This is a genomic window from Mucilaginibacter sp. PAMB04274, from assembly GCF_039634385.2.
Lineage (GTDB): Bacteria > Bacteroidota > Bacteroidia > Sphingobacteriales > Sphingobacteriaceae > Mucilaginibacter.
In genome coordinates this window covers 4,029,424-4,052,478 of record NZ_CP155081.2, presented here as the reverse complement: position 1 = coordinate 4,052,478, position 23,055 = coordinate 4,029,424, and the positions used below count along the sequence as shown (strand labels likewise).

Sequence of the window (23,055 nt, the reverse complement as noted above, 5' to 3'; positions counted from 1 at the left end):
TGCGACGACTTGATATAAAATTATTCTTTGAAGTTTGTTACTATATTAGAAGTGGAATTTAATAGCCCAATTTTAATGAGCGACGAAAATCAAAACGAACCGTTTGACATTGACAGAATAATGCGAGAAGCCGACGAGTCAATGGCTCGTATGGCTAAAATGGAGGAAGAAGGAACCGCTGATATAGTTAAATACTTTGACCGAATACACGACAAATTATTTGACTTAAACAATATCTTGATAGCTGGATATTTTGCCTTAGTTGCTATCAATCAGCAGGTATCAAAAGGGATAATTTTTGTACCTGTAGCTAATCTCTTATTTTTAATATATGTGGATTATCGAATGATGGAGAAAAGTCGGCTGCAATCTCAAATCACTAAAGTAAGTGCGGCCGATAGGGAAAGATACGGAAGAATGATTAATAACACAAATCTATACTCCTTACTAGTTATAGCGACCACTCTTACAGTTACGCTCGTATTGATTTATGTTTTGTACCAATTCAAGACTCCGATACAAGTCAAATCTTAAATTTTTTTGGCAATTAATTACGGTTACCGATCATCATCATATAATATTATCTCTATTATAAATACCTGCTATACAAAGTGTAGCAACTAGATATGATATATTTGTTTACTACCAACCCGCCACTAACTAACTTAGTATTTAAACATTGTTTATGTTGATAAATATAAATTATTGTTGAAAAATGCCAACACTATTAGCAATTCATTTAATTATATTTGTGTTATTAAATAACCTAATTGTTTAATCTTAACATTAAATTCAATGAACAAAAAACAGTCATCTTCGAAGATTGCTACAGTAGCTTCTAAAGTGCTGCAAAATCCAAATTCTTCAAATGTTTCTAAAAAGTTAGCTGGCTCTGTCTTGTCACAAGCTAGTGGTAAAAAGAAATAATATAGCAAGAAGAACTTTATGAGGCAATTTTAACTGCCCTTGATGAAGAATCAAGGGCTTTAGTATTATCAATTCGAATAGGCTGAAATATTTTTTGTATAGCACTTTCATCATATATGGTCAATCCACTACCATCAGCACCGAATAGTCCTTTTCGAGTCATAGAGTAATAAATCCTGCCAAACGTTAATGCATCGCCAAACTGTTTGGTTTGTAATGCAATGATGTAACGTTCCAATGCTTTTGCGGTATATGAAAACTTGAGTACGAATATCCATAAACCAGTGTGCCACCAATAACCATACCCACTACAGCTCCGATAATCTGACCACTTTCAAAGTTTCCAAATTTTATAAATGCAATGGTTAACAGCATCCATATAGGTATAAATCCGATGCGTACAAAGTTGGTTGTAGATTTTAAAGATTTAAGTTGAAGTTCTAACATGAAATAAGGTTTAATTTGATTTTCCACTACCATTACAGCATGGACATGTTTTATTCCCTGATGCTGTACAAGCACTGCTGTGTGAATCTGGTCTGCAATCACCGTTGAAATGATTAGAGGGGTCGCTACAATATCCAACTTTCCTTTGAAAAATATTTTGCGTTACGAAGAGGGCGATACAATTAAAGTAATCAATAGGAGGGACTGGAAGTTTTGGAAATTTGAAACCGAAAATACGTACATAACTACAAGACAAGAAACTGGCAGTAATAAAGCTGCGGCCATTTTAGAAATGGAGGACACCGGAGTGCATGTAACTTACCACTTCGTAAAAAATAACGATAAGTGGAAACTGGATGTCATTGAAGATGAATCGACCTGACAATGTCCTGCGTTAGGGATAGTAGCGGATACCGGCTTTGTGGTTAAGGCCGGTGCAGTATGAGCGGATAGCCCGGCCCGTAAGGGAAGCGCCTTTATAAGAATCAAGATGCTTATTTTTGTTTGAGATGCTTGGTCCTCTTATAATTTTAACAATTCCACACCTCTTGCCCACACCCCAATTTTAACTACCTTTGGTAAGCATGCCTAGTAATGTGAAACATCAGCACGAAACCATTGATTACCTGTTAAAGATTGTATGGCAAAATATGGCCAACCGCTATAATCAGCTCGTGGCCGATTTTGGCATAACCCAATCCATTGGTTATGTGCTCATTAATATCGATGAAAAAGAAGGTACCACCGTATCGCAGGTGGCGGCGCTGCTAGGTTTAAAGTCAACCAGTTTATCGCGTATGCTTACCCAGCTCGAAAAAATGGATCTTATTTACCGGCAATCTAACGAGGGCGACAAGCGCTCCGTTAAAATATATTTAACAGCGTTGGGTAAAGAAAAGCGCCAGATGGCCCGCACCATTGTAAAACAGTTTAATGCTTATTTAAATGAGCATATCAGCGAAAAGGAGAAGCTGCAGCTTACTAAAGCGTTAAAAAAAATAAATCAGCTTACGTTAGATTATAACCCCGAATAATACGTTAGTGTGGTAATCAATCTTCATGTTTCATTTTCACGTCGCTTTACGTATTGCTTTTTAAATGTTAAAAATTGTTAACCTGCCTTATTTATTCTTTAAAAAGGTAAATTTGCCGATTACTAACAAGGTGATGAACAGGTTACTATGGTTTTGTTGTTGTGTATTGCTTTTTACGGCATGTAAAAAACAAGATGACCCTGCCGTAATAAACCCCGACCAGGCTGCTACCGACGATCAAGTTATTCAGAAATATATAACCGACAATGGTATAACCGGCGCAAAGCGGGTAGAAAACGTACTGGGCAGGCCCGATACTATAGGCGTTTGGTATGTGATAGAGAAACAAGGGCCGGTTAATACCCTGTATAGTTTAGCCAGTAATATAACAGTAGGCTTTACAGGCCGTGAGTTAACATCGGGGCGGCAATTTGCCAGTACCGGTGATGTACACCCGGCTTACCGCCTGGGCGAAGTGATAAAAGGCTGGCAAGTTGGCTTACCCAAGGTTTACAAGGGTGGCATAATCAGGTTACTGGTGTCATCGCGCTATGCATACGGGCCTTACCGGCAACCGCTGTTGGGACTGGATGCCAATGCGGTACTGGATTTTAGGATAGAAGTATTTGATGTAACGAACTAATAATTTAAATGAAACAATCTTATTTAGCACTTTTTTTATTGTTAACCACCGGGCTGTTCTCTTGTCGCAAAGAGGGTAATGATGTTGACATCAAAACCTACGATGAGCAACAGATACAAGCTTACATAAAGGCTAACAATCTAACCAATATGCAGCGCGATAAATCGGGCGGTGTTGATACCACCGGTACTTATTACCAAATATTAGGTCAGGGCAAAGGCACTCCGCTTGAATATTCAGACCGTATATTTTATTTATGTACGCTGAAATCATTAGACGGGAGGTTCGCATTAACCGATACCATCTTAGGCTCTACCATACAAGGTATTTACAGCAGGGCTTACAGTCCGGTTGGTTATATAGTACCTGAAGGGTTGCGGCTTGCGGTTAAAAATTTAGTTAAATACAAAGGCACCCGTGCACGCCTTTTAATACCCTCTCGTTTAGCTTACGGGCGCAGCGGGTTGGGTACCGGCAGCGGCCGTTTACCCGGTAACGAAAGTTTGGATGTTTATATTAACGTTGTAAACAACCAGGATGAGTACGATGATTACGTGATATCGAATTACTTAAAAACAAATAACTTAACTGGTTATACACGGATTAACACTGGCGAATACACCGGATTGTACTACAAGGTAACCCGGCAAGGCACAGGTACTGATGTTATAAAACCTACATCAACCGTAACTTTACAGTATACAGGAAGACTTGTAAACGGCCCTTACCTTAGTCAATATATTTTTGCGGATGGAAATGCTGAAGGCGGAAACTCCGTCGTATTGCAGGAGCAAATGCCTGGCTGGGTCGGCGGCTTACCATTTGCAAAAGCTGGTGGACAATTATCTCTATTTATTCCTTCAAAATTAGGTTATGGAGTTACCGGCTCGTCTAATGGAACCGTATCTCCTTATTCTATCTTGCATTATGAGTTTACTATTTTATCGGTAACTAATTAAACTTTTGCTACTGCAGCCCGGTAAGTTTTAAGCGCACGCTCTTTACCTCCGGGATTATCAATAATGGGTTTTGGATATTGGCTGGTGCCATATTCCGGAACCCATTTTTTTATGTATTCAAATTGGGGGTCAAACTTTTTAACCTGTGCCTCCGGATTAAAAATCCTGAAGTAAGGCATTACATCAGTACCCGAACCGGCTACCCACTGCCAGCTACCAATATTGGTGGAGGCTTCGTAATCCAGTAATTTACGGCCGAAGTAGTGTTCGCCCCAGCGCCAGTCTATCAGTAAATGTTTCACCATAAAGCTGGCGGCTACCATACGCACGCGGTTGTGCATAAAACCGGTGGCATTCAGCTCCCGCATGCCTGCATCCACCAATGGATAACCGGTTTTTCCCTGGCACCAAAGTTCAAACTCTTTTTCATTGTTACGCCATTGTATACGGTCAAAAGCGGGCCGGTAGGCGTGCTGTGCAGTGTCAGGAAAATGATCCAGCGCCATCATGTAAAACTCGCGCCATATCAGTTCGCTCAACCAGGTTTGTTCGCGCGTAAAAGCAGCACGTACAGCATCTCTTATACTTATGGTACCAAAACGCAAATGTATGCCAATGTGTGAAGTGCCCTTTTTGGCCGGAAAATCGCGGTTGCGGGCATAATCATCAATAATATGTTCATACTCCGTAGCGGGAAACTCTATCGCGCTTTCCACAAAACCCATGTCATTTAAGGTAATTGCCTGTAATGGTGCCGCGGAATACAGGTTGTTAAAATATTTTTCAGTAGGGTATGATTTTAAATAGAAATCATTCACGGTCCGGAGCCAACGTTTTTTGTAAGGTGTAAAAACGGTATATGGTTTTTGATCGTCCTTTACCACCTCGTCACGCTCAAAAATTATTTGGTCTTTAAACGTTTTCAAGCTTATACCACGGCTTTGTAACAGTTCGCCAATATTGCTGTCGCGTTGTTTGGCATAGGGCTCATAATCGCGGTTTGTGTAAACCCTGGTTACGTTATACTCATTCAAAATTTCTTCAAATGCTTCTTGCGGCCGGGCGTATTTAATGAGTAGGCTGCTACCTTGCTGCTCCAGTTCCTTTTTTAATTCAATTACCGCATTGTAGATAAAGGTAACGCGTGCATCGTCCCGGTCTTCCAGCTTATCCAGAATGTCGCGGTCAAAAACAAAAAGACACAGTACGGGGTTGGCGCTTTTTAGGGCATAATATAACCCGGCATTGTCGTGTAAGCGTAAATCGCGCCGGAACCAAAATAAGGTAACGGGGTTTTGATCAGGCATAAATATCTCTTAGCGCGTTATCTATGTTATTGTACTTAAATTGATAACCGGCATCCTGTACTTTTTGGGCCGAAACGCGGGTGCTTCCTAAAACTACAATGCTCATTTCTCCAAAAATAAGCTTTAGCACGGCGGCAGGTACATTGGGTAACCATAGCGGCTTGTTAAATTCTTTGGCTACTGCCTCCGTAAGTTGCTGGTTGGTAACCGGGTTAGGGGCAACCATGTTATAGGTATCGGGGGTTAAGCTGCCTTCAACAGCTTGTAGGTATATGTCTACTGCATCCTGTATATGTATCCACGGAATGTATTGTTTTCCGCTGCCTAGCGGCGCACCCAAGGCATGCCGTACTGGTTTAGCCAGTTGCGGTAAAGCCCCGCCCTTGGTTGTGAGTACTACACCAGTTCTGAATTTGGTAATGGTAAGGCCAAGCTCCTGCCCCTCATCAACAGCTTTTTCCCACTCAATACAGCAGGTGCTTAAAAAATCATGCAGAGGTACGCTATTCTCAGTTAACCATTCGTTGCCACGATTACTATAGTAGCCGGTAGCCGAGGCCGAAATAATGTGCCTTACCTGATGATTGGTATTTTGCTTTAACAAGCCGTAAATAAGCTGAATAGATTGGGTGCGGCTTTCTATAAGCTGTTTTTTGCGTTCTGCCGTCCAGCGTTTATCAGCTATGCCTGCACCGGCTAAGTGTATTACGGTATCAACGCCGTTTATGCAGCTGGGGTCTATCTGGCCTTTGGCAACGTCCCATAAGTAAGTTTTAACATTTGGGTTTTTACCTGGGCTACGGCTCAGGTGACTTACCTGATAACCTTTAGCCAGCAATGCTTCTGTTAATGGGTTGCCAATAAGGCCGGTACCACCGGTTATTAAAACGTGTTGCATGGGCTGAGTATTGATGATATATCTACGAACTTACTTGTATGCTGGTTTGCAAGGCATCCCTCAAAGTAAGTAAACGCAATGGGATTATGCTTTTAATGGCATCATCGCGCGAAACCAGGTCAAACTTTAAATTCTCCACCAGGGTTTTAGCGTGCGAGTAGCTGATGGGTGTTAAGTAATTGAGCCAGTAAGAAGATAGTGCTGACGATACCTGCGGCACAGTCACAATTTTAACTTTACGCTGCCGGCAAATTTCGCCGTGCATAAGCAGCATATCTTTAAACGTCAGAATATCCGGCCCGCTGATGTGAAATTCGCTGTTGAAGGTATCCTCGTTAAGAAGACTACCCACCAGATAATCTATTACATTATCGGTTGCAATGGGCTGTTCTTGTGCACGCGCCCAGTTGGCAGCAATAATAATAGGCGATTTTTTTGTAAGCCCTTCCATCAGTTCCAACGCTATACTGCCTGTGCCTACAATCATGGTAGACTTTAATATAGTTATGGCAGCATCACTGGTGCGCAAAATATCTTCCACATGCTGGCGCGATAAACCCGCCTGGCCCAAATGGTCGTCGATTTCACTTAATGAAATGATTTGTTTGCAGGCGGTTTGGTCAACGGCCTGTATAAAGTTTTCGGCCGATAGCGCCTCCAAACCAGCAAAACCTGATGTCTGGGGCAGGGCATTTACCAGGTAATATGCTGCGTCAACATCGGTAGGCAGTGGTTCCATGCTGCGGCTACGCAGCAAATCGCCCTTTATCAGGGTTACCTGGTCGGCATACGGGCTTTGTTTCTGAAAAAGTTTCGGATCGCGTACCTGGCACACAATCTCATGGCCTTGCTGCAACAAGGCTGGTATCAACCTTGCTCCAATATAACCATTGGCACCTGTAAGCAGTATCTTCATACAATAAAAAGCAACAACGTAAACGGCCCGGAGTTTTAAAATTATGGTTTACGTAGTTAAATTGGTCTTTGTTTGAGCCGGCTTAAGTCAATTCGAAGCACAAATCATAAGGCGTTACAGCAAAAAAATATTGCTGTAACGCCTTATGATTATAGCGCAAAAAATGCTTAATGTGCTAACACTACGTGCGGCTTGTAAGTATCCGTCTTAACCTGGGCATTTAATTCGTGCAGAATATTGTACAGGCCAAAGTTAGTGCGGTTAACGTATATGAAGTGCTTTACACCGCGCGCCTGCTTAAATTCGGGCATTTTAGATATTTGCTCGCCAAAACCATACAACTCATCAAAGAACGCCGTTTGGCCAAAGTCAAAAGAGCTGCTCATATAAGGTTTGGCAAACAAGCTAATCATTTTGTGATACATGCCGTAATAGAACTCAATTTGTTGGGCGCTATCATTAGGTAAAATCATTTCCAGTTTACGGAAAGCTTTGATGGTTTCTTCCTTATTATCGAGCAAATTGGTTGAGGTAAGCGAAAAGAAAGGGTAATAAAAGTCCTCCGGCATTTCTTTGATGCACCCAAAATCGATTGTGCCCAACTTGCCCTCTGGTGTAATCAGAAAGTTGCCGGGATGAGGGTCGGCGTGTACGGCACGCAATTCATGCTGCTGAAAGTTATAAAAATCCCATAAGGCCTGGCCAATTTGGTTGCGCAGTTCTTGTGATGGGTTTGTTTGTAAAAACTCCTTCAGGTGCTGGCCGTCAATCCAGCTCATGGTGATAATGCGCTTGCTCGAAAGCTCAGGGTAATAAGTAGGGAAAACAGTGTTATTTAAACCAGAGCACGCATTGGAGAACTCAATAGACCTGCGAACCTCCAACTCATAGTCAGTTTCTTCGAGCAAACGTTCCTCAACCTCGCGCATGTAAACATCCAGCTCCTTTTCGCTCATGCCCAGCAGCCGGAAAGCAAAAGGCTTAACCAGTTTAAGGTCTGATGAAATGGAATCGCCCACACCTGGGTATTGTATTTTTACGGCTAACTTTTTTCCGTTTAACTCCGCACGATGTACCTGGCCAATGGAGGCGGCATTTGCAGAACGCAGATTAAACCGGTCATAGATCTGCTCGGGCGACTTGCCAAAATACTTGCGAAAAGTTTGCACGATAAGCGGACCCGAAAGGGGAGGAGCGTTGTACTGTGATTGCGAAAACTTATCTACATACGCTTTGGGCAAGATGTTTTTATCCATGCTCAGCATTTGCGCCACCTTAAGTGCACTGCCTTTTAACTCACTCAGCGATTCGTAAATATCTGCTGCGTTATCCTCATTCAGTTCCGTACGATCTAAATTCGGGTTAAACAGCTTTTTAGAGTAGTGCTTTATATAGTTGCCACCTACCTTAAATCCGGTCTTTACAAATTTTGCCGACCGCTCTACTTTACTGGTAGGTATGCTGTTTTGTTCTTTCGCTTTCTCGTCGCTCATATATTTAGTTTCTATCAAACAGTGCCGCCACCCGGCGTTCTGTAAGGCCGGTATAATCGTCTATTAACAGGTCAACCGGTTGTAACTCGTCGGCCTGGTGTGTTGTGGTTATACCTACCACTTTCATGCCTGCTACGTTGCCCGCTTTAACACCCGATAGCGAGTCTTCAAATACAACGCAGTCTTTGGGTTTAAAGCCTAAGCCTTCGGCGGCTTTTAAAAATATCTGTGGATGCGGCTTAGGTTCGCTTACATGTGGCCCGTCAATTATCACATCAAAAAAGTGCCGTACCGGCAACAGGCTCATTACAAAATCAATATTATTAATAGCTGCCGATGTAGCCAGCGCTATTTTAACACCAGCATTTTTTAATTCTGTTAAAAAGCGCTCCAATCCGTTAATTGGCGCAAGGTAAGGGGCGTATGCTTCCCGGTAAAGCCGGCTTTTTTCATCAAAAAGCTTCTGCATATCGTCCTCATTAAACTCATTAAAAAACTCGCGCATAATGGCAATACCGGGTCTGCCGCTCAATTTTTCGTTATAAAGCTTATCGGTAACTGGCGGGCGGTTATATTTTTCAAAAAGATCTTTCCAGGCTTTAAAGTGGTACGTATTGTTGTCTATTAACGTGCCGTCCATATCAAAAATAGCAGCGTATGATGTCACTCTGATTTCGGATTTCAAATATTTAAATTTGGATTTGTTATCGTTTCACTGAAAATTAGTGGCTTAATAAATTAAAAGATAAAGACAGCCGAACCTTACGAAGCCCGATCCACTCAGAACCCCATCTTTTCTTTAAAACCGCCGTTTTTGGCTAAAAATTTACCATAATCGAGCAGGTTATCAATAGGCGAGCGCTGGAAAAGGTCGAATGTTACGTTAACGCCTTTTTCAATCGCCTCGTCGGTTTTTTCAAAGGCTGCAGAGTTGTCGCCAATCCAAAACTTTAACACAAAGCCAAACTGTATCCACAAGGCATCCTTGTAACGGCTCGAGAAAAATTTACGATCGGTTAGTTCGCCGGTTTCCAGGCCATCACGTAAAATTTCGTCTGCAAAACTTTCAAAAATGGTTTTCAAATTATCCAGTACACGGGGTGCGGCCAGGCCACGGGCGTGCTTGCGGTAGCTGTATATAGCAAAGCTTCGGCTGCTCTTCAATAACTCGAAAAAGCTGTAAAAAAACGACAGCGCCTTTTCACGTGATGAATACTGCGCCCAAATATCCTGCGATTTAACTTCGGTAACCGTTTTACGGGCAAACTCAGCCCATACATTTTGCTCAACAGCTTCAAATGAGCCAAAAAAGCGGTAAAACTCTTCTTCGGTCATGTCATTATTTTTGGCGAACAAATACACAGACTTAGGTTCATGCCCCTCGGTAAGTACGTAATCTATGTATGCGGCCTGTATGCTTTCGGTAGTTGCCATGTTATCTTGTTTTGGTAATAATCTAATGTACGCTTTATTCGGTAAGCTTGTGTCAGTATTGCGCAACAACTTGCTTGTTGCGGGCATTACTTCAGTGCAGACATGCCACCATCTACAGATATGATTTGCCCCGTCATCCAGCTGCTTTCATCAGAAAGAAGAAAACGAGCGGCCGATGCCAGGTCATCCGGCTTACCAATGCGGCCCAGCGGGTGGCGTTTGTTAGAAGCTTCTTTCTTTTCGTCGGTGTTGAGCAGGCTGCCAGCCAACGGTGTATCGGTAAGCGAGGGTGCAATGGCATTAACCCGTATATGCTGTGCAGATAGTTCGGCCGCTAAGGATATAGTTAAACCATTAACCGCTCCTTTTGCCGAAGCAATACTGGTGTGAAAACTTAACCCAACCTTAGCCGCAACCGTGCTGAACAAAACAACCGAACTTTGGCCCGCACTGCGTAAAGCTTTTAACGATTGCTGAATAACGCTAACCGCACTTAATACGTTAATGCGATAATCGTTGAGAAAGTCATCAGCGGTTAGGCGGTTAAAGGGTTTTAAAGTAATACTGCCGGCTGCATAAACCAATCCGTGCAACTGTGCGGGCAGCTGGCTTTCCAGGCTGGTAACATCGCCAAGTACATCCATGCCAATGTGTTGAACACCTTCCAGCCACTGCAGCGACGAACTACGCGACAGATTGATTACATTTGCACCATCATGCAACAGTTGCTTAACCAAAGCTAAGCCTATACCCGAGCTTCCGCCCACTACTAATATGTTCTTGCCGTTAAAGCTCATCTGGCTATCGTTTTAATTGTTGAAGATGCTGTAACATACGTATTGCTAGTTTGTTCAGTTTGATATGACTGCGCTTAAAAAGCCTGCTAAAGCTAACCTGCCACAAAAAAAATGTGCTGTCTGCAACCTGCCTTTTACTTGGCGAAAGAAGTGGGAAAAGTGTTGGGATGATGTCAAATATTGTAGTGACAGGTGCAGAAAAAATAAATAATTAGCATTTTTGTATGTTAATTTAGACTGATTTTAAAAATGAGTGAAAGAATAATACTGGTTTGGTTTAGAAACGATTTACGGGTACAAGACAATGAAATATTGTTGGAAGCCACCCGTAAAGCCGATAAAATACTACCGGTATATTGTTTTGATCCTCATTATTTTCCGGCAGATGGTGTTCTTAAAACGGGCAATTTCCGTGCGCGGTTCTTACTTGAAAGTGTGGCTGATCTGCGTAATAATCTTCGCAACCTGGGCGGGGAGTTATTGATTGCTAACGGGAATCCGGCCGAGGTAATTCCGCAATTGGCTGAGCAGTACCAGGTAAATGAAGTTTATCATCACCGGGAGGTAGCTTTTGAAGAAACTAACGTCTCGGAGGAAGTAGAAGCGGCTTTATGGAAAATGAAGCTCAATCTTAAGCACTTTATTGGCCATACGCTATATCATAAAGAGGATTTACCTTTCCCTATTAAAGACATCCCCGATAGCTTTAATACCTTTAAAAAGAAAGTTGAGCGCGACAGTAATGTGCGCCCGTCGCTGGCTACGCCTGAGGTTATCCAAACACCGCCTATTGCCAATGCCGGCGAGTTACCTACCCTGGAACAATTGGGCTTAAACGAGCCGGTTGATGATGCACGCGGGTACCGTTTTACCGGTGGCGAAACCATAGGTTGGCAACAGTTAACCGGGTTTTTTACATCGGGCAATCACGCTCCGGCTAAAGGTGGCCGTTCTACAGCCTCATCAAAACTTTCGCCGTGGCTGGCGTTAGGCTGTATTTCGCCCCGGCAGGTGTATTGGGAAATTGTAAAGCATGAACAGAACACGCACAATCATCCGCTTATGCTGGAGCTTTTGTGGCGTGATTATTTCAGGTTCATGTTTAAAAAATACAGTCGCAAGTTTTTTGACGCCGAAGGTTTTAAAAGTGAAGCGCCCGAACTGGCCGCTGACCAGGAAGAGCTTTTTGAGCAATGGAAAGCTGGCGCAACTGGCGTACCTTTCATAGATGCCAGTATGCATGAGTTAAGCGCAACCGGCTTTATTAGTAACATAAGCAGGCAGGCGGTTTCTTATCATTTGGTAAAAACGCTTAAGGTGAACTGGACCTGGGGCGCAAAATGGTTTGAAGAAAACCTCATTGATTACTCGCCTGCGAGTAATTGGGGTAACTGGGCTTACATTGCCGGTGTAGGCAATGATCCGCGCGAAAACCGCTACTTTAATCCCAAAAGTCCGGCCGAGCTTGATCCAAAAGGAGAGTATGCCAAAATATGGCTTGCCGAACAAAAGGTTGCTTAATTTGAATCTGACAGGTAACCTGCTTTCTTAACAATTTCTACAACTTGATGCACTAAGTGCTTTAAAACTACAATGTGCTGTGGCTGTTATTTACGCATGGCCAAAATCCTCCGTTTAATTCTTGGCGATCAGCTAAACAGTAATCATAGCTGGTACAGGCAGGTTCATCCTAACGTGACCTACGTTATGCTCGAAGTGATGCAGGAGCAGGCCTATGTAATGCACCACGTGCAAAAGATACTTGCGTTTTTTGCAGCCATGCGCAACTTTGCACACCAGCTTGCCAAGAAAGGCCACCAGGTTATTTATGTAAAGCTCGATGATGAGTATAATCTGCAGGATTTCGAAAATAACATAACGCGTATAATACAAAAAGAGCAAATTACCCGCTTTGAATACCAATTACCAGATGAGTACCGGCTGGATGAGCAGCTTAAGCAAATTTGCACGCGCCTCAGTATCGAAACGGACAGTGCCGATACCGAACACTTTTTGACCGAGCGCCTGGATGTACAAAACTTTTTTGGCGGTAAAAAGCGTTACCTCATGGAAGCCTTTTACAGGCACATGCGCGAAAAATTGCACATTTTGATGAATGGCGACGAACCTTTGGGCGACCGCTGGAATTTCGACGCCGATAACCGTAAAAAATACGATGGCAAAGTTCCGCTTGAGCCACCGTTGTTATATAACCATGATGTAAGCAGTCTTAAGGGCATGATTGATCAAATGGAGGTGCGGTATTTTGGCGAGGTAGACGCCGCACATTTGGTTTGGCCGCTTTCGCGGCAAGAGGCCTTCAAATCGCTCGATTACTTTTGTGAGCACCTGTTGCCGCATTTTGGAACCTATGAGGATGCCATGTTGCAGGAGCATATCAGCTTGTTTCATTCGCGCATGTCGTTTGCGCAAAATGTTAAATTAATATCGCCGGTAGAGATCGTGACCCAGGTGCTGCAGCATTACCAGCACAATAAAGATGTGATTAGTTTGGCGCAGGTTGAAGGTTACATTAGGCAGGTGATTGGCTGGCGCGAGTTTATGCGGGGTATATATTGGGCTCATATGCCTGGGTATGATGAAAAGAACTTTTTTAACCATCAAACCGAAATTCCGCACTGGTTTTGGGATGGCAAAACTAAAATGAACTGCCTGAATAAATGCATCGGTCAATCGCTTAATGAGGCATGGGCACACCACATACAGCGTTTAATGGTTATTGGTAATTTTTGCCTGCTGGCCGGTATTAATCCAGATCATGTAGACGCCTGGTATCTGGGCATTTATATTGATGCCATACAATGGGTAGAGATTACTAACACCCGGGGCATGAGCCAGTTTGCCGATGGTGGTATCATAGGTTCAAAGCCTTACGTGGCATCTGCAGCCTACATCAACAAAATGAGCGACTACTGCAAGCATTGCCATTACGATTATAAAAAGAAAACAGGAGATAAGGCTTGCCCATACAATAGCCTGTATTGGAACTTTTTTGACCGCAATGCGGAAAAGTTGCAAAACAATCCTCGCATAGGTATGGCTTACGTTACTCTCAAAAAAATGAAGCCTGATGAGAAAGAAAAGATCATGCAGCAGGCCGAAACCTATCTGGAAAATTTAAACGATCTATAATTTCAAACCGCATCTTTCATCACTGTTGTTACAATACACTTAGCGTTGTAAATCCCTTATTAAACCCTATCAGTGGCTGCTTATGCTCCGGTAAGTAAGGGCTACTACTGAGCATTCTACGCTTTTTTGTGTAATTGATTTACGCTGACTTTGTTTTAAAAATGACGAGTAATAGCTATATGATATGCAGAATATAGCCGATAGCTTTATGATTAATTGAGAGGGATAAAGTGAGGTATCTGCCGCATAAATTAATCTAAAATCAATTATAAATTTTATTAAATCAATTAGTTATGAAGAATGGAATGGAGACAAATGGTGTGCATGAAGAAGTGGAATACACCGGCAGATACCTCATTTTGCTACCCGATAAAAATTCGGAAAATCACGTAAAAAGTTTGAACGAAGCCTCTGGTTTAAACCTGCTCAGTTCAACCGAATTTGAGAACGAAATTTTTACCGAGGAAGATCTGGCCGGCTCGGATGGTATTGTGCTGGATAAATTGGGTATTGCCATTGTAAACTCAGTACCCGATCAACTGATGGGCATTAGCGCATTGGGTACAGATGAAGATCCGGTAATTGTAGAACCAGAACGTGTGGTGTATGCATTTGGCAATAACTTAAACCAAAATTATTTAAAAGGTTATGTTGATGCCGTAAATAATATGGCTTCGGAGCTTTTAATGGAAGAAGAAACCGAAAGCGACGGAGAAAGTACAGTAGAATCGGTTGGCAGCACCTGGGGGCTGCAGGCAACAAATGTTATACCTACCATTCTTTTAAGAAAGTATTCGGGCCAGGGCATTAAAGTAGCCGTGTTGGATACCGGATTTGAATTTAATCACCCCGATTTTGCCGGTCGAAACATTATTCAACAAAGTTTTGTCTCCGGCCAAACCAGTGCCGATGGTCATGGACATGGCACCCATTGCATTGGTACGTCCTGTGGCCCGTTAAACGTAGTTAACTCTCCGCAACCCCGCTATGGTATAGCCTATAATGCGTCTATCTGCGTAGGCAAAGTTTTAAGTAATGCTGGCAGTGGCGCCGACGGTGGTATTTTAGCGGGTATTAACTGGGCCGTTTCACAAGGTTGTGCGGTAATTAGCATGTCGCTTGGCGCACCTACCAATGCCAGTGCTTATTCGGCTATTTTTGAAACAGCCGCCGCCCGTGCGCTTAGTTTAGGTAGTTTGATCGTTGCCGCCGCCGGTAATGATTCTAACCGTGCAGGCGGGGCAATTAAGCCGGTTAGCCACCCCGCCAATTGTCCTTCCATTATGGCCGTTGGTGCCTTAGACAGCAACATGAAAGTAGCTAATTTTTCCAACGGTGGCATATTTACCCCTCAGGGTTCGGTAGATATTTCGGGGCCGGGTGTTGGGGTGTTTTCATCCACTAAACTCCCAACCAAATATGCTACCATGAACGGAACCAGTATGGCAACGCCGCATGTTGCGGGTATTGCTGCGCTTTGGGCAGAATCTGCAGGCGTAAGAGGTGCCGCATTATGGAACAAACTAATACAAACTGCTAAAAGGCTGAATTTGCCTGCCCGTGATGTAGGCGCTGGGTTGGTTCAAGCTCCTTCAAAATCAATATTAGTGCCAACACCGATATTTACACCTAAATTGCCACACAACTTAGAAAAAGCATAGCCATATGAAAACTTACCTGGTAAGTACAGACCCGGACATGTTCAATGCGGTTGTTTCAGTATTGAAGCAGCAGGGTATAGCTATCACCAAACAAATGGATGTAATTGGCATCTTGTCGGTTTCTTGTCGGCCGGATCAGAAAGCAATTGTAGAGCAGATACCTGGCGTAATGGCAGTAGAGGAGGAAGGAACATCCTTCGCGCTGTAATTAGTGTCAAAGCTTAGGCGCATGTTAAAAAGCTATTTATTAGCCATTACAAAAATTATATGCAAAAGGGGTTGCCGGCAAACCGGTAATCCCTTTTTCTATAAATAAAGAGGCGACCTCAATAAAAATATGTTAGGGTAGTAGCAGATACCGGCCTGTGGCTAAGGCTGCAGGCGTATAAGCGGATGACCAGGCTTACCGCGAAACGCCCAATGAGGCTTAATTACTTGTCTGCTTAACACTAATCTTGAAAAACTCATGTCTGCAAATGCCATAATATACAAAAAACAAAACCAAAAGCAAATTAAACCGTGTAACTTACATCTTATATTCTTAGTTTTGTACCGTTTTACAGATTGGTATTCAGATGGATCGTCTCACTTATGTTAATAGCGGAAACGCTGCCTATATAGATTCCTTATACGAAGCATATAAACAAGACCCCGAATCTGTTGATTACGGGTGGCAAAAATTCTTTGAAGGCTTCGATTTTGGACAAGGATCAGCACCTAAAACTGCAGATGCAGCTAATGCAGGTGCTCCCGAGCATGTTTTAAAAGAAATAAACGTGCTGAACATGATAAACGGGTACCGTACACGCGGGCACTTGTTTACTAAAACCAACCCCGTTCGCGAGCGTCGCAAATATTTTCCGGGCAAAGAACTGGAAACCTTTGGCCTTACCGAAGCGGATATGGACACCGTGTTTAATGCCGGTGTTGAAGTAGGCATTGGGCCTGCTAAGCTGCGTGATATTCGCCAACTGCTGGAAGACACTTACTGCCAGTCTATAGGTGCGGAGTACAAATACATCCGTAATCCAATAAAAGCCAAATGGTTTGAAGCGCGCATGGAAACCAAGCGCAACCAGCCATCCTTTACAAAAGAAGAAAAAACACGCATGCTTAAAAAGCTGAACGAAGCCGTAGGTTTCGAGAACTTTTTAGGTACTAAATTCTTAGGCCAAAAGCGTTTTTCTTTGGAAGGAGCAGAAGCGTTGATCCCGGCACTTGATTCGGTTATTGAAAAAGGTGCACAATTGGGCATTGATGAGTTTACCATTGGTATGGCTCACCGTGGCCGTTTAAATGTTTTGGCCAATATAATGGGCAAAACCTACAAAGAGATTTTTTCGGAGTTCGAAGGCAAGAACTATGATATGGAGTCGTCATTTGGTGGCGATGTGAAATATCACCTTGGTTTTTCTACAGATGTTCAAACTTCGGCTAATAAAACCATACACCTGAGCCTATGCCCTAATCCATCGCACCTGGAAACAGTTGGACCGGTGGTTGAAGGCATCACTCGTGCTAAGATTGACGCCAAGTATAATGGCGATCATGATAAGATTGCACCTATTTTAATTCATGGCGATGCTTCTGTAGCAGGCCAGGGTATTATATATGAGGTGCTGCAAATGGAAAAACTGGATGGTTATAAAACCGGTGGTACTGTTCACCTGGTTATTAACAACCAAATTGGTTTTACCACTAACTATAAAGATGCACGCTCGAGTACTTATTGTACGGATATTGCCAAAACGGTACTATCACCGGTTTTTCACGTAAACGGTGATGATGTTGAGGCCCTGGTTTATGTGATTAACATGGCTATGGAGTACCGTCAGGAGTTTAACGAGGACGTGTTTATTGATATTTTGTGCTACCGCAGATTTGGCCACAACGAGTCTGACGAGCCTAAATTTACACAGCCTACTTTATATAAGGCTATTGAAGCGCATCCAAATCCGCGCGAAATTTATTACCAGAAGTTACTGGCCGAAGGCAGCATTGATGCTGAGACCGCTAAACAAATGGAAAAAGCTTTCAAGGATTTGTTGCAGAAACAACTGGACGAAACCAAGGCCGAAGCCCGCGTACAGGGTAGTAACCCAATGTTTGCCGGTTCATGGCAAGGTTTGCATTTACCTACCAAAGAGGAGGTTTATGCCACTACCGATACTGCTGTAAGTGAAGCTGACCTGCTGGCCATAGGCCAAAGGTTAACCGAACTGCCGTCTGATAAGAAGTTCTTCAAGAAAATTGAGAAATTATTTGAGGACCGCCGTAAAATGGTGAACGAAACCAAAACTTTTGACTGGGCTATGGGCGAGTTAATGGCTTATGGCACTTTGTTAAAAGAAGGCCACCCGGTTAGGCTAAGTGGTGAGGACGTTAAGCGCGGAACCTTTTCACACCGCCATGCTGTGGTTACCCTGCCCGATACCGACGAAGAATATACACCGTTAGATACCTTGGGTACTGAGGCTAAATTGTCTATTTACAATTCATTACTGTCTGAATACGGTGTTTTAGGTTTTGATTACGGTTATGCCCTGGCCAATCCTAATGCGCTAACTATTTGGGAAGCTCAGTTTGGCGACTTTGTTAACGGCGCTCAAATTATAGTTGACCAATACCTGGTAAGTGCAGAAACTAAATGGCAACGTGGTAACGGTTTGGTAATGTTATTACCACACGGTTATGAAGGCCAGGGACCTGAGCACTCATCTGCGCGTATTGAGCGTTTTATGGAGCTTTGTGCCGATAATAACATTCAGGTAGCCAACTGTACCACACCAGCTAACTTCTTCCACATCTTACGCCGTCAATTGCACCGCGATTTCCGTAAGCCATTGGTGATCTTCTCACCAAAAAGCTTACTGCGCCACCCGGCTTGTGTGTCTAAAATTGAAGAATTTACACAAGGTAAGTTCCAGGAACTGATTGATGACAGCTTTACCACAGATGCTAAAAAGGTAAAACGCGTACTGTTCTGCAGCGGCAAAATTTATTACGAACTGTTAGATAAACAGCAGGCCGACAAACGCGACGATGTTGCCATTGTACGTGTGGAGCAATTATATCCAACACCTGTATTGGAAATGGAAGCTGTTAAGGCTAAATACAGCAACGCTAAAGAGTTTTTCTGGGTACAGGAAGAGCCTGAGAACATGGGTGCATGGCCTTACATGCTTCGCAAGTTCCGCAAAGGTGATTTGCAGCTCGACGTAATTTCACGTAAAGAATCATCGAGCCCTGCCACTGGTTATGCCAAGCAACACGCCTCACAGCAATTGTACATTATTGGCAAAGCTTTCGAAGCGCCGGTGAGCCAGAACCAAAAAGAAAAAGTAAAATCAACAGCCAACAAAATGGCTGAAACTAACGCAGACTAAAACAGTAGCCAGAGGCCGGTTGAGAGGGCGGGGAATAAAAGATTTTAACTTTTTATTCCGGCAAACTCGCAACCGGCATCTTAGCTCCTAAATAAAACCTACAACATATAAAAAATATGAGTTTAGAGATCAAAGTTCCGCCGGTTGGCGAGTCGATTACCGAAGTAACCCTGTCGCGCTGGATTAAAAAAGACGGCGACGCAGTTGAAATGGACGAAGTAATTGCCGAGTTAGAATCAGACAAAGCCACTTTTGAGTTAACAGCTGAAAGTGCCGGAACTTTAAAAACTGTAGCAGCCGAAGGTGATACCCTGGCTATTGGCGCTGTAGTAGCCAGCATTGAAGCCGGAGACGCTGCTGCAGCATCTCCAGCGGTTGATAAAAGCACTGCTGCCGCTACAGACGAAAGTGCACCAGGCCAGCGATTGGATAAACCTAACGCAACTGTTGCAGAAGTAGCCGAAGTGCCTGGTGCAGAAGCTAAAACTATAGAAATTAAAGTTCCGCCGGTAGGAGAGTCTATCACCGAAGTAACCCTGTCGCGCTGGATTAAAAAAGATGGCGATCAGGTAGAAATGGATGAAGCCATTGCTGAGTTGGAATCAGATAAAGCTACATTTGAACTGACTGCCGAGAGTGCCGGTACCCTAAAAACGCTTGCTGCCGAAGGTGATGTATTAGCTATTGGTGCCGTTGTATGTTCTATAACCGGTGGCGGTGCTGCACCTGCCGCCGCTGCGGCAAGCGCACCTGCCGCATCACAGCCTGCTGCTGCAAGTTCGCAGCCGGCAACACAAGGTGGTTATGCCGCTGGTACACCTTCACCTGCTGCCGGTAAAATTCTGGCCGAGAAAGGTGTTAGTCCTCAAAGTGTAAGTGGTTCTGGTGTTGGTGGCCGCATTACTAAGGAAGATGCTTTAAACGCACAGAAACCAGCTGCTGCTGCACCTGCTGCCAAGCCTGCTGCTGCACAACCTGCCGCTGCTCCTCAGGCCTCAGGCCCACGCGAAGAGCGCCGTGAGAAAATGTCTAACTTGCGTAAAACAGTTGCCAAGCGCCTGGTAGCGGTTAAAAATGAAACCGCTATGCTAACTACCTTTAACGAGGTGGACATGCAGCCAATTATGGAGCTGCGCGGCAAATACAAAGATAAATTTAAAGAGAAACATGGTGTAGGCTTAGGCTTCATGTCTTTCTTCACCAAAGCGGTTTGCGTGGCCCTGCAGGAGTGGCCAGCCGTTGGTGCCCGTATTGAAGGCGAAGAAGTAGTATACAGCAACTTTGCTGATATCTCTATCGCTGTATCGGCTCCAAAAGGTTTGGTGGTTCCTATCATCCGTAACGCTGATGCTATGAGCCTGGCCGAGATTGAAAAAGCCGTAGTAACACTGGCCGGTAAAGCCCGCGAAAACAAACTGACTATTGAAGATATGACCGGCGGTACCTTTACGATCACCAATGGTGGTGTGTTTGGTTCTATGCTGTCAACTCCAATCATTAATGCACCGCAATCTGCTATCTTAGGTATGCACAATATTATTGAGCGTCCGGTAGCTGTTAACGGACAAGTGGTTATCCGCCCAATGATGTACCTCGCCCTATCATACGATCACCGTATTGTTGACGGCCGCGAATCGGTTAGCTTCCTGGTACGCGTTAAGCAGTTACTGGAAGATCCTGCACGTTTGCTGTTAGGGGTTTAATTATTGAGCTATTCATTCTTAAGCATATCAAAAGTCCGGCTTGCCGGACTTTTTGTTGTTAATAACTTTGCTTAGTCTATGTATTTCATGTAACCGCTATCTGCCCAATTTGGCTAACGGATTAATTGCAAGAAGGGGTGAATTACAGGATGATTTAAATAAATAGCACTTATCAAATCTGCATTGTACACTTAATTAGGGCCTTGTCATATAAATGACGTAAACAATACCGACCTTAATCCAGAATGCAAGCGGTAGTTTTACGGCAAAATCAATTAAGATGAAAAATAGTTATTTGGCTAACCAAGTAAAAACTTTGCGAACAGAAAAAGGTTATTCACAGGAATTGCTTGCCCAAAGAACAAATTTGAGCTTGCGCACCATACAACGTATTGAAAGCGGGCAAACAGAACCGCATGGTGATACGCTTCAGCGGCTTGCAGCAAGTTTAGATGTTAATGTGGCCGATTTTTGGGAAGGTAATTCGGTATTAGACTTGTCCGAGAATAAGCCATATCTTGTTCTTATCCATTTATCGGCATTGAGCTTTATCATATTCCCGCTGTTAGGTGTTTTGCTGCCCTTTATTTTATGGACGGTAAAGCGTAATGAAGTTAAAGACATTGCACAAACAAGCAAACGGGTATTAAACTTTCAAATTACCTGGTGTATATTATACTTCCTGATATTTGCCTTTATATTGGGGAATGTATTTTTCCACTTCAATATTCGATTGCCGGTACATTTCAGTTTAAGTCCCGAAATTTTACTTCTTTTTTTTCCAGCGTTTTATGGGTACAACATTATAATGGTGGGCATCAATGCCATACTCCAATTTAAAGGTAAGCGGCTGTTCTATATGCCGGCTATGAAGTTATTTCGATAAAGGAGAACTATTGATGTTCTTTTGCCTGGCTGCATAATAAATAACCAGTCCAACTACAAAAGCACCCATACAAACCAGCGTGGCTTTAGGATTAGCCATAAAAATGCTGATGGTTACAAACCAGTATACCGCAATAAAAATTATGGGTACCAGTGGGTACCATTTAATAGTATAAATACCGGTACCATCTAAATGCCTGGTGCGCTTTCGTAATATAAATATGGCAATGGCTGCTGTGCTTAACCCAATGCACTCAAAAAACATAGCATAATTTAATACTTCACCAAAAGAGCTTACAAAAAACAGAATCAGCAGAATGGTACCCACAAAAAAGCTCATGCCAAACTCCTGTGCCTGGGTACGTGGATTTACCCGCTTGAAAATAGCTGGAAGCACGCCATCGTCGGCCATGGCATAGTATACTCTGGGCACCGACATGATATTGACGTTTACATAAGCCATTACCGATATAAACATGAGCACGGAGGTAATTCTGGCACCCAACTCTCCAAAAACAACCGAAGCCATCTTAGCAGCCAAGCCCGTATTTTGCTGCAGGCCACCCATGCCCAGCACCCTGTAGTAAGCAAAATTTACCACCATATAAACAGCTATCACTATAGCTATGCCCGCAAATATGCCCTTCGGAATGTTCCGCTTGGCATCAATCACATCTCCCCCAAAATTAATGGTTTGCTGGTAGCCGGTGTAAGTAAAAAATACAGCCACCAAACTTAACCCGAACGAAGCGATAGGATTGCCTGCAGGCAAAGCAGCTTTGGTGATCACAGTGCTATTGTTGCCCATAAAGATAGCCAGGCACAGCAGCACAATCATGCCTACTTTAAAAATGGTGAGCAGGTTTTGCGTACGGGCACTGGTTTTGATACCCAAAAAATTAATAAAATAAACCAGCAATACCATTGCAATAGTTGTGATACGGGTGCCTGTAACGTTCTGCATGCTTTGAGGCAGTAACAGCGGGTTTAGGTATTCTGCGCCAATTAAGGCCACGGCAGCTACCGATGCGGTGGTTGCTAATACCGCTATCCAATTTATCATAAAGGCAAATGCCGGATGATAGCAATAAGAAAATAGTTTATAAAAGCCGCCGGTATTAGGGTAGCGGGCACCTATTTCGGCAAATGTTAGTGCGCCGCACAGCGTTACTAATCCACCCACAACCCAGGCGGCAAAAAACAAGGCAGGGCTGCCGGTACGTATAGCAACTTCGCCCGGCGATTTAAATATGCCTGTGCCTATAATGAGGCTGATAACGATCATAGTAAGATCGAACCGGCTAAGTTTAGGTTTAATACTCATTATAGCTTTGGATACTTGATTTTTAATTTTATATTATACATTTGTTAAAACCGAAGCCTGATGCTTGGCAGGTAATAATAAACAAAAC

At 43.4% G+C, this 23,055-nt stretch carries 24 protein-coding genes; 14 read left to right on the top strand and 10 right to left on the bottom strand.

All coding sequences use genetic code 11. From position 1 onward, the window contains the following. Positions 1-75: 75 nt before the first annotated feature. Positions 76-534 carry a hypothetical protein gene (locus ABDD95_RS17055; RefSeq protein ID WP_345948544.1) on the top strand — a complete coding sequence of 153 codons (459 nt, stop codon included), beginning with the start codon at positions 76-78 and terminating at the stop codon, positions 532-534. Between the two features lie 261 nt (positions 535-795). Continuing rightward, entirely contained in the window at positions 796-927 is a 132-nt protein-coding gene (locus ABDD95_RS17050) for a hypothetical protein (RefSeq protein WP_345948543.1), read from the top strand. Between the two features lie 16 nt (positions 928-943). Here the strand turns inward: ABDD95_RS17050 and ABDD95_RS17045 are convergent, their stop codons facing one another. Further along, positions 944-1,090 carry a hypothetical protein gene (locus tag ABDD95_RS17045; RefSeq protein ID WP_345948542.1) on the bottom strand — a complete coding sequence of 49 codons (147 nt, stop codon included), beginning with the start codon at positions 1,088-1,090 and terminating at the stop codon, positions 944-946. Between the two features lie 23 nt (positions 1,091-1,113). Next, positions 1,114-1,476, bottom strand: coding sequence for a hypothetical protein (locus ABDD95_RS17040; RefSeq protein ID WP_345948541.1), 363 nt, complete (start codon positions 1,474-1,476; stop codon positions 1,114-1,116). Between the two features lie 7 nt (positions 1,477-1,483). On the opposite strand from ABDD95_RS17040, the gene ABDD95_RS17035 reads away from it, so the two are divergent. The 4 genes from ABDD95_RS17035 (at position 1,484) to ABDD95_RS17020 (ending at position 4,010) form a co-directional block, all read left to right on the top strand. After that, on the top strand, positions 1,484-1,756 hold the full coding sequence (locus tag ABDD95_RS17035) for a hypothetical protein (protein ID WP_345948540.1): 273 nt from the start codon (positions 1,484-1,486) through the stop codon (positions 1,754-1,756). A 202-nt stretch (positions 1,757-1,958) separates the two neighbouring features. Next, entirely contained in the window at positions 1,959-2,408 is a 450-nt protein-coding gene (locus ABDD95_RS17030) for a MarR family transcriptional regulator (RefSeq protein ID WP_345948539.1), read from the top strand. A 64-nt stretch (positions 2,409-2,472) separates the two neighbouring features. After that, positions 2,473-3,051 carry an FKBP-type peptidyl-prolyl cis-trans isomerase gene (locus tag ABDD95_RS17025; RefSeq protein ID WP_345948538.1) on the top strand — a complete coding sequence of 193 codons (579 nt, stop codon included), beginning with the start codon at positions 2,473-2,475 and terminating at the stop codon, positions 3,049-3,051. Between the two features lie 8 nt (positions 3,052-3,059). Then, on the top strand, positions 3,060-4,010 hold the full coding sequence (locus ABDD95_RS17020; RefSeq protein ID WP_345948537.1) for an FKBP-type peptidyl-prolyl cis-trans isomerase: 951 nt from the start codon (positions 3,060-3,062) through the stop codon (positions 4,008-4,010). On the opposite strand, the gene ABDD95_RS17015 is transcribed toward ABDD95_RS17020, so the two are convergent. The 7 genes from ABDD95_RS17015 to ABDD95_RS16985 all read right to left on the bottom strand — a co-directional run bounded on the left by ABDD95_RS17015 (position 4,007) and on the right by ABDD95_RS16985 (position 10,855). Beyond that, positions 4,007-5,317, bottom strand: a complete 1,311-nt coding sequence (locus ABDD95_RS17015) for a deoxyribodipyrimidine photo-lyase (protein WP_345948536.1) — start codon at positions 5,315-5,317, stop codon at positions 4,007-4,009. The genes ABDD95_RS17020 and ABDD95_RS17015 overlap by 4 nt on opposite strands. Next, a complete protein-coding gene (locus ABDD95_RS17010) occupies positions 5,310-6,215 on the bottom strand; it encodes a TIGR01777 family oxidoreductase (RefSeq protein WP_345948535.1) in 906 nt (301 codons plus the stop codon). The genes ABDD95_RS17015 and ABDD95_RS17010 overlap by 8 nt, the downstream gene beginning before the upstream one ends. A 22-nt stretch (positions 6,216-6,237) precedes the next feature. Then, entirely contained in the window at positions 6,238-7,131 is an 894-nt protein-coding gene (locus ABDD95_RS17005) for an NAD(P)H-binding protein (protein ID WP_345948534.1), read from the bottom strand. Between the two features lie 167 nt (positions 7,132-7,298). Then, entirely contained in the window at positions 7,299-8,624 is a 1,326-nt protein-coding gene (locus ABDD95_RS17000) for an AarF/UbiB family protein (protein ID WP_345948533.1), read from the bottom strand. A 4-nt stretch (positions 8,625-8,628) separates the two neighbouring features. Continuing rightward, positions 8,629-9,309: an HAD family phosphatase gene (locus ABDD95_RS16995; RefSeq protein ID WP_345948532.1), complete on the bottom strand. Its 681-nt coding sequence runs from the start codon at positions 9,307-9,309 to the stop codon at positions 8,629-8,631. Between the two features lie 95 nt (positions 9,310-9,404). Beyond that, positions 9,405-10,058, bottom strand: a complete 654-nt coding sequence (locus ABDD95_RS16990; RefSeq protein WP_345948531.1) for a TetR family transcriptional regulator C-terminal domain-containing protein — start codon at positions 10,056-10,058, stop codon at positions 9,405-9,407. A gap of 86 nt (positions 10,059-10,144) precedes the next feature. Continuing rightward, on the bottom strand, positions 10,145-10,855 hold the full coding sequence (locus ABDD95_RS16985) for an SDR family oxidoreductase (protein WP_345948530.1): 711 nt from the start codon (positions 10,853-10,855) through the stop codon (positions 10,145-10,147). Positions 10,856-10,919: 64 nt separating this feature from the next. Between ABDD95_RS16985 and ABDD95_RS16980 the strand changes: the two genes are divergently transcribed. The 8 genes from ABDD95_RS16980 (at position 10,920) to ABDD95_RS16945 (ending at position 21,644) form a co-directional block, all read left to right on the top strand. Continuing rightward, the gene (locus tag ABDD95_RS16980) at positions 10,920-11,066 is read left to right on the top strand and encodes a DUF2256 domain-containing protein (protein ID WP_345955003.1); all 147 of its coding nucleotides are present in this window, start codon (positions 10,920-10,922) and stop codon (positions 11,064-11,066) included. A gap of 38 nt (positions 11,067-11,104) precedes the next feature. Continuing rightward, positions 11,105-12,376, top strand: coding sequence for a DASH family cryptochrome (locus tag ABDD95_RS16975; RefSeq protein ID WP_345948529.1), 1,272 nt, complete (start codon positions 11,105-11,107; stop codon positions 12,374-12,376). A 96-nt stretch (positions 12,377-12,472) separates the two neighbouring features. Further along, the gene (locus ABDD95_RS16970) at positions 12,473-14,008 is read left to right on the top strand and encodes a cryptochrome/photolyase family protein (RefSeq protein WP_345948528.1); all 1,536 of its coding nucleotides are present in this window, start codon (positions 12,473-12,475) and stop codon (positions 14,006-14,008) included. Positions 14,009-14,301: 293 nt separating this feature from the next. Further along, positions 14,302-15,669 carry a S8 family serine peptidase gene (locus tag ABDD95_RS16965; protein ID WP_345948527.1) on the top strand — a complete coding sequence of 456 codons (1,368 nt, stop codon included), beginning with the start codon at positions 14,302-14,304 and terminating at the stop codon, positions 15,667-15,669. 4 nt (positions 15,670-15,673) lie between these two features. Next, a complete protein-coding gene (locus ABDD95_RS16960) occupies positions 15,674-15,877 on the top strand; it encodes a hypothetical protein (RefSeq protein WP_345948526.1) in 204 nt (67 codons plus the stop codon). Positions 15,878-16,244: 367 nt separating this feature from the next. Then, positions 16,245-19,055, top strand: a complete 2,811-nt coding sequence (locus ABDD95_RS16955) for a 2-oxoglutarate dehydrogenase E1 component (RefSeq protein ID WP_345948525.1) — start codon at positions 16,245-16,247, stop codon at positions 19,053-19,055. 116 nt (positions 19,056-19,171) lie between these two features. After that, positions 19,172-20,758 (top strand): 2-oxoglutarate dehydrogenase complex dihydrolipoyllysine-residue succinyltransferase, encoded by a 1,587-nt coding sequence (odhB, locus tag ABDD95_RS16950; RefSeq protein ID WP_345948524.1) that lies wholly within the window; start codon positions 19,172-19,174, stop codon positions 20,756-20,758. Positions 20,759-21,038: 280 nt separating this feature from the next. Then, positions 21,039-21,644 carry a DUF4870 domain-containing protein gene (locus ABDD95_RS16945; protein WP_345948523.1) on the top strand — a complete coding sequence of 202 codons (606 nt, stop codon included), beginning with the start codon at positions 21,039-21,041 and terminating at the stop codon, positions 21,642-21,644. On the opposite strand, the gene ABDD95_RS16940 is transcribed toward ABDD95_RS16945, so the two are convergent. Next, positions 21,633-22,967, bottom strand: a complete 1,335-nt coding sequence (locus tag ABDD95_RS16940; protein WP_345948522.1) for an amino acid permease — start codon at positions 22,965-22,967, stop codon at positions 21,633-21,635. The genes ABDD95_RS16945 and ABDD95_RS16940 overlap by 12 nt on opposite strands. Positions 22,968-23,055 lie beyond the last annotated feature (88 nt).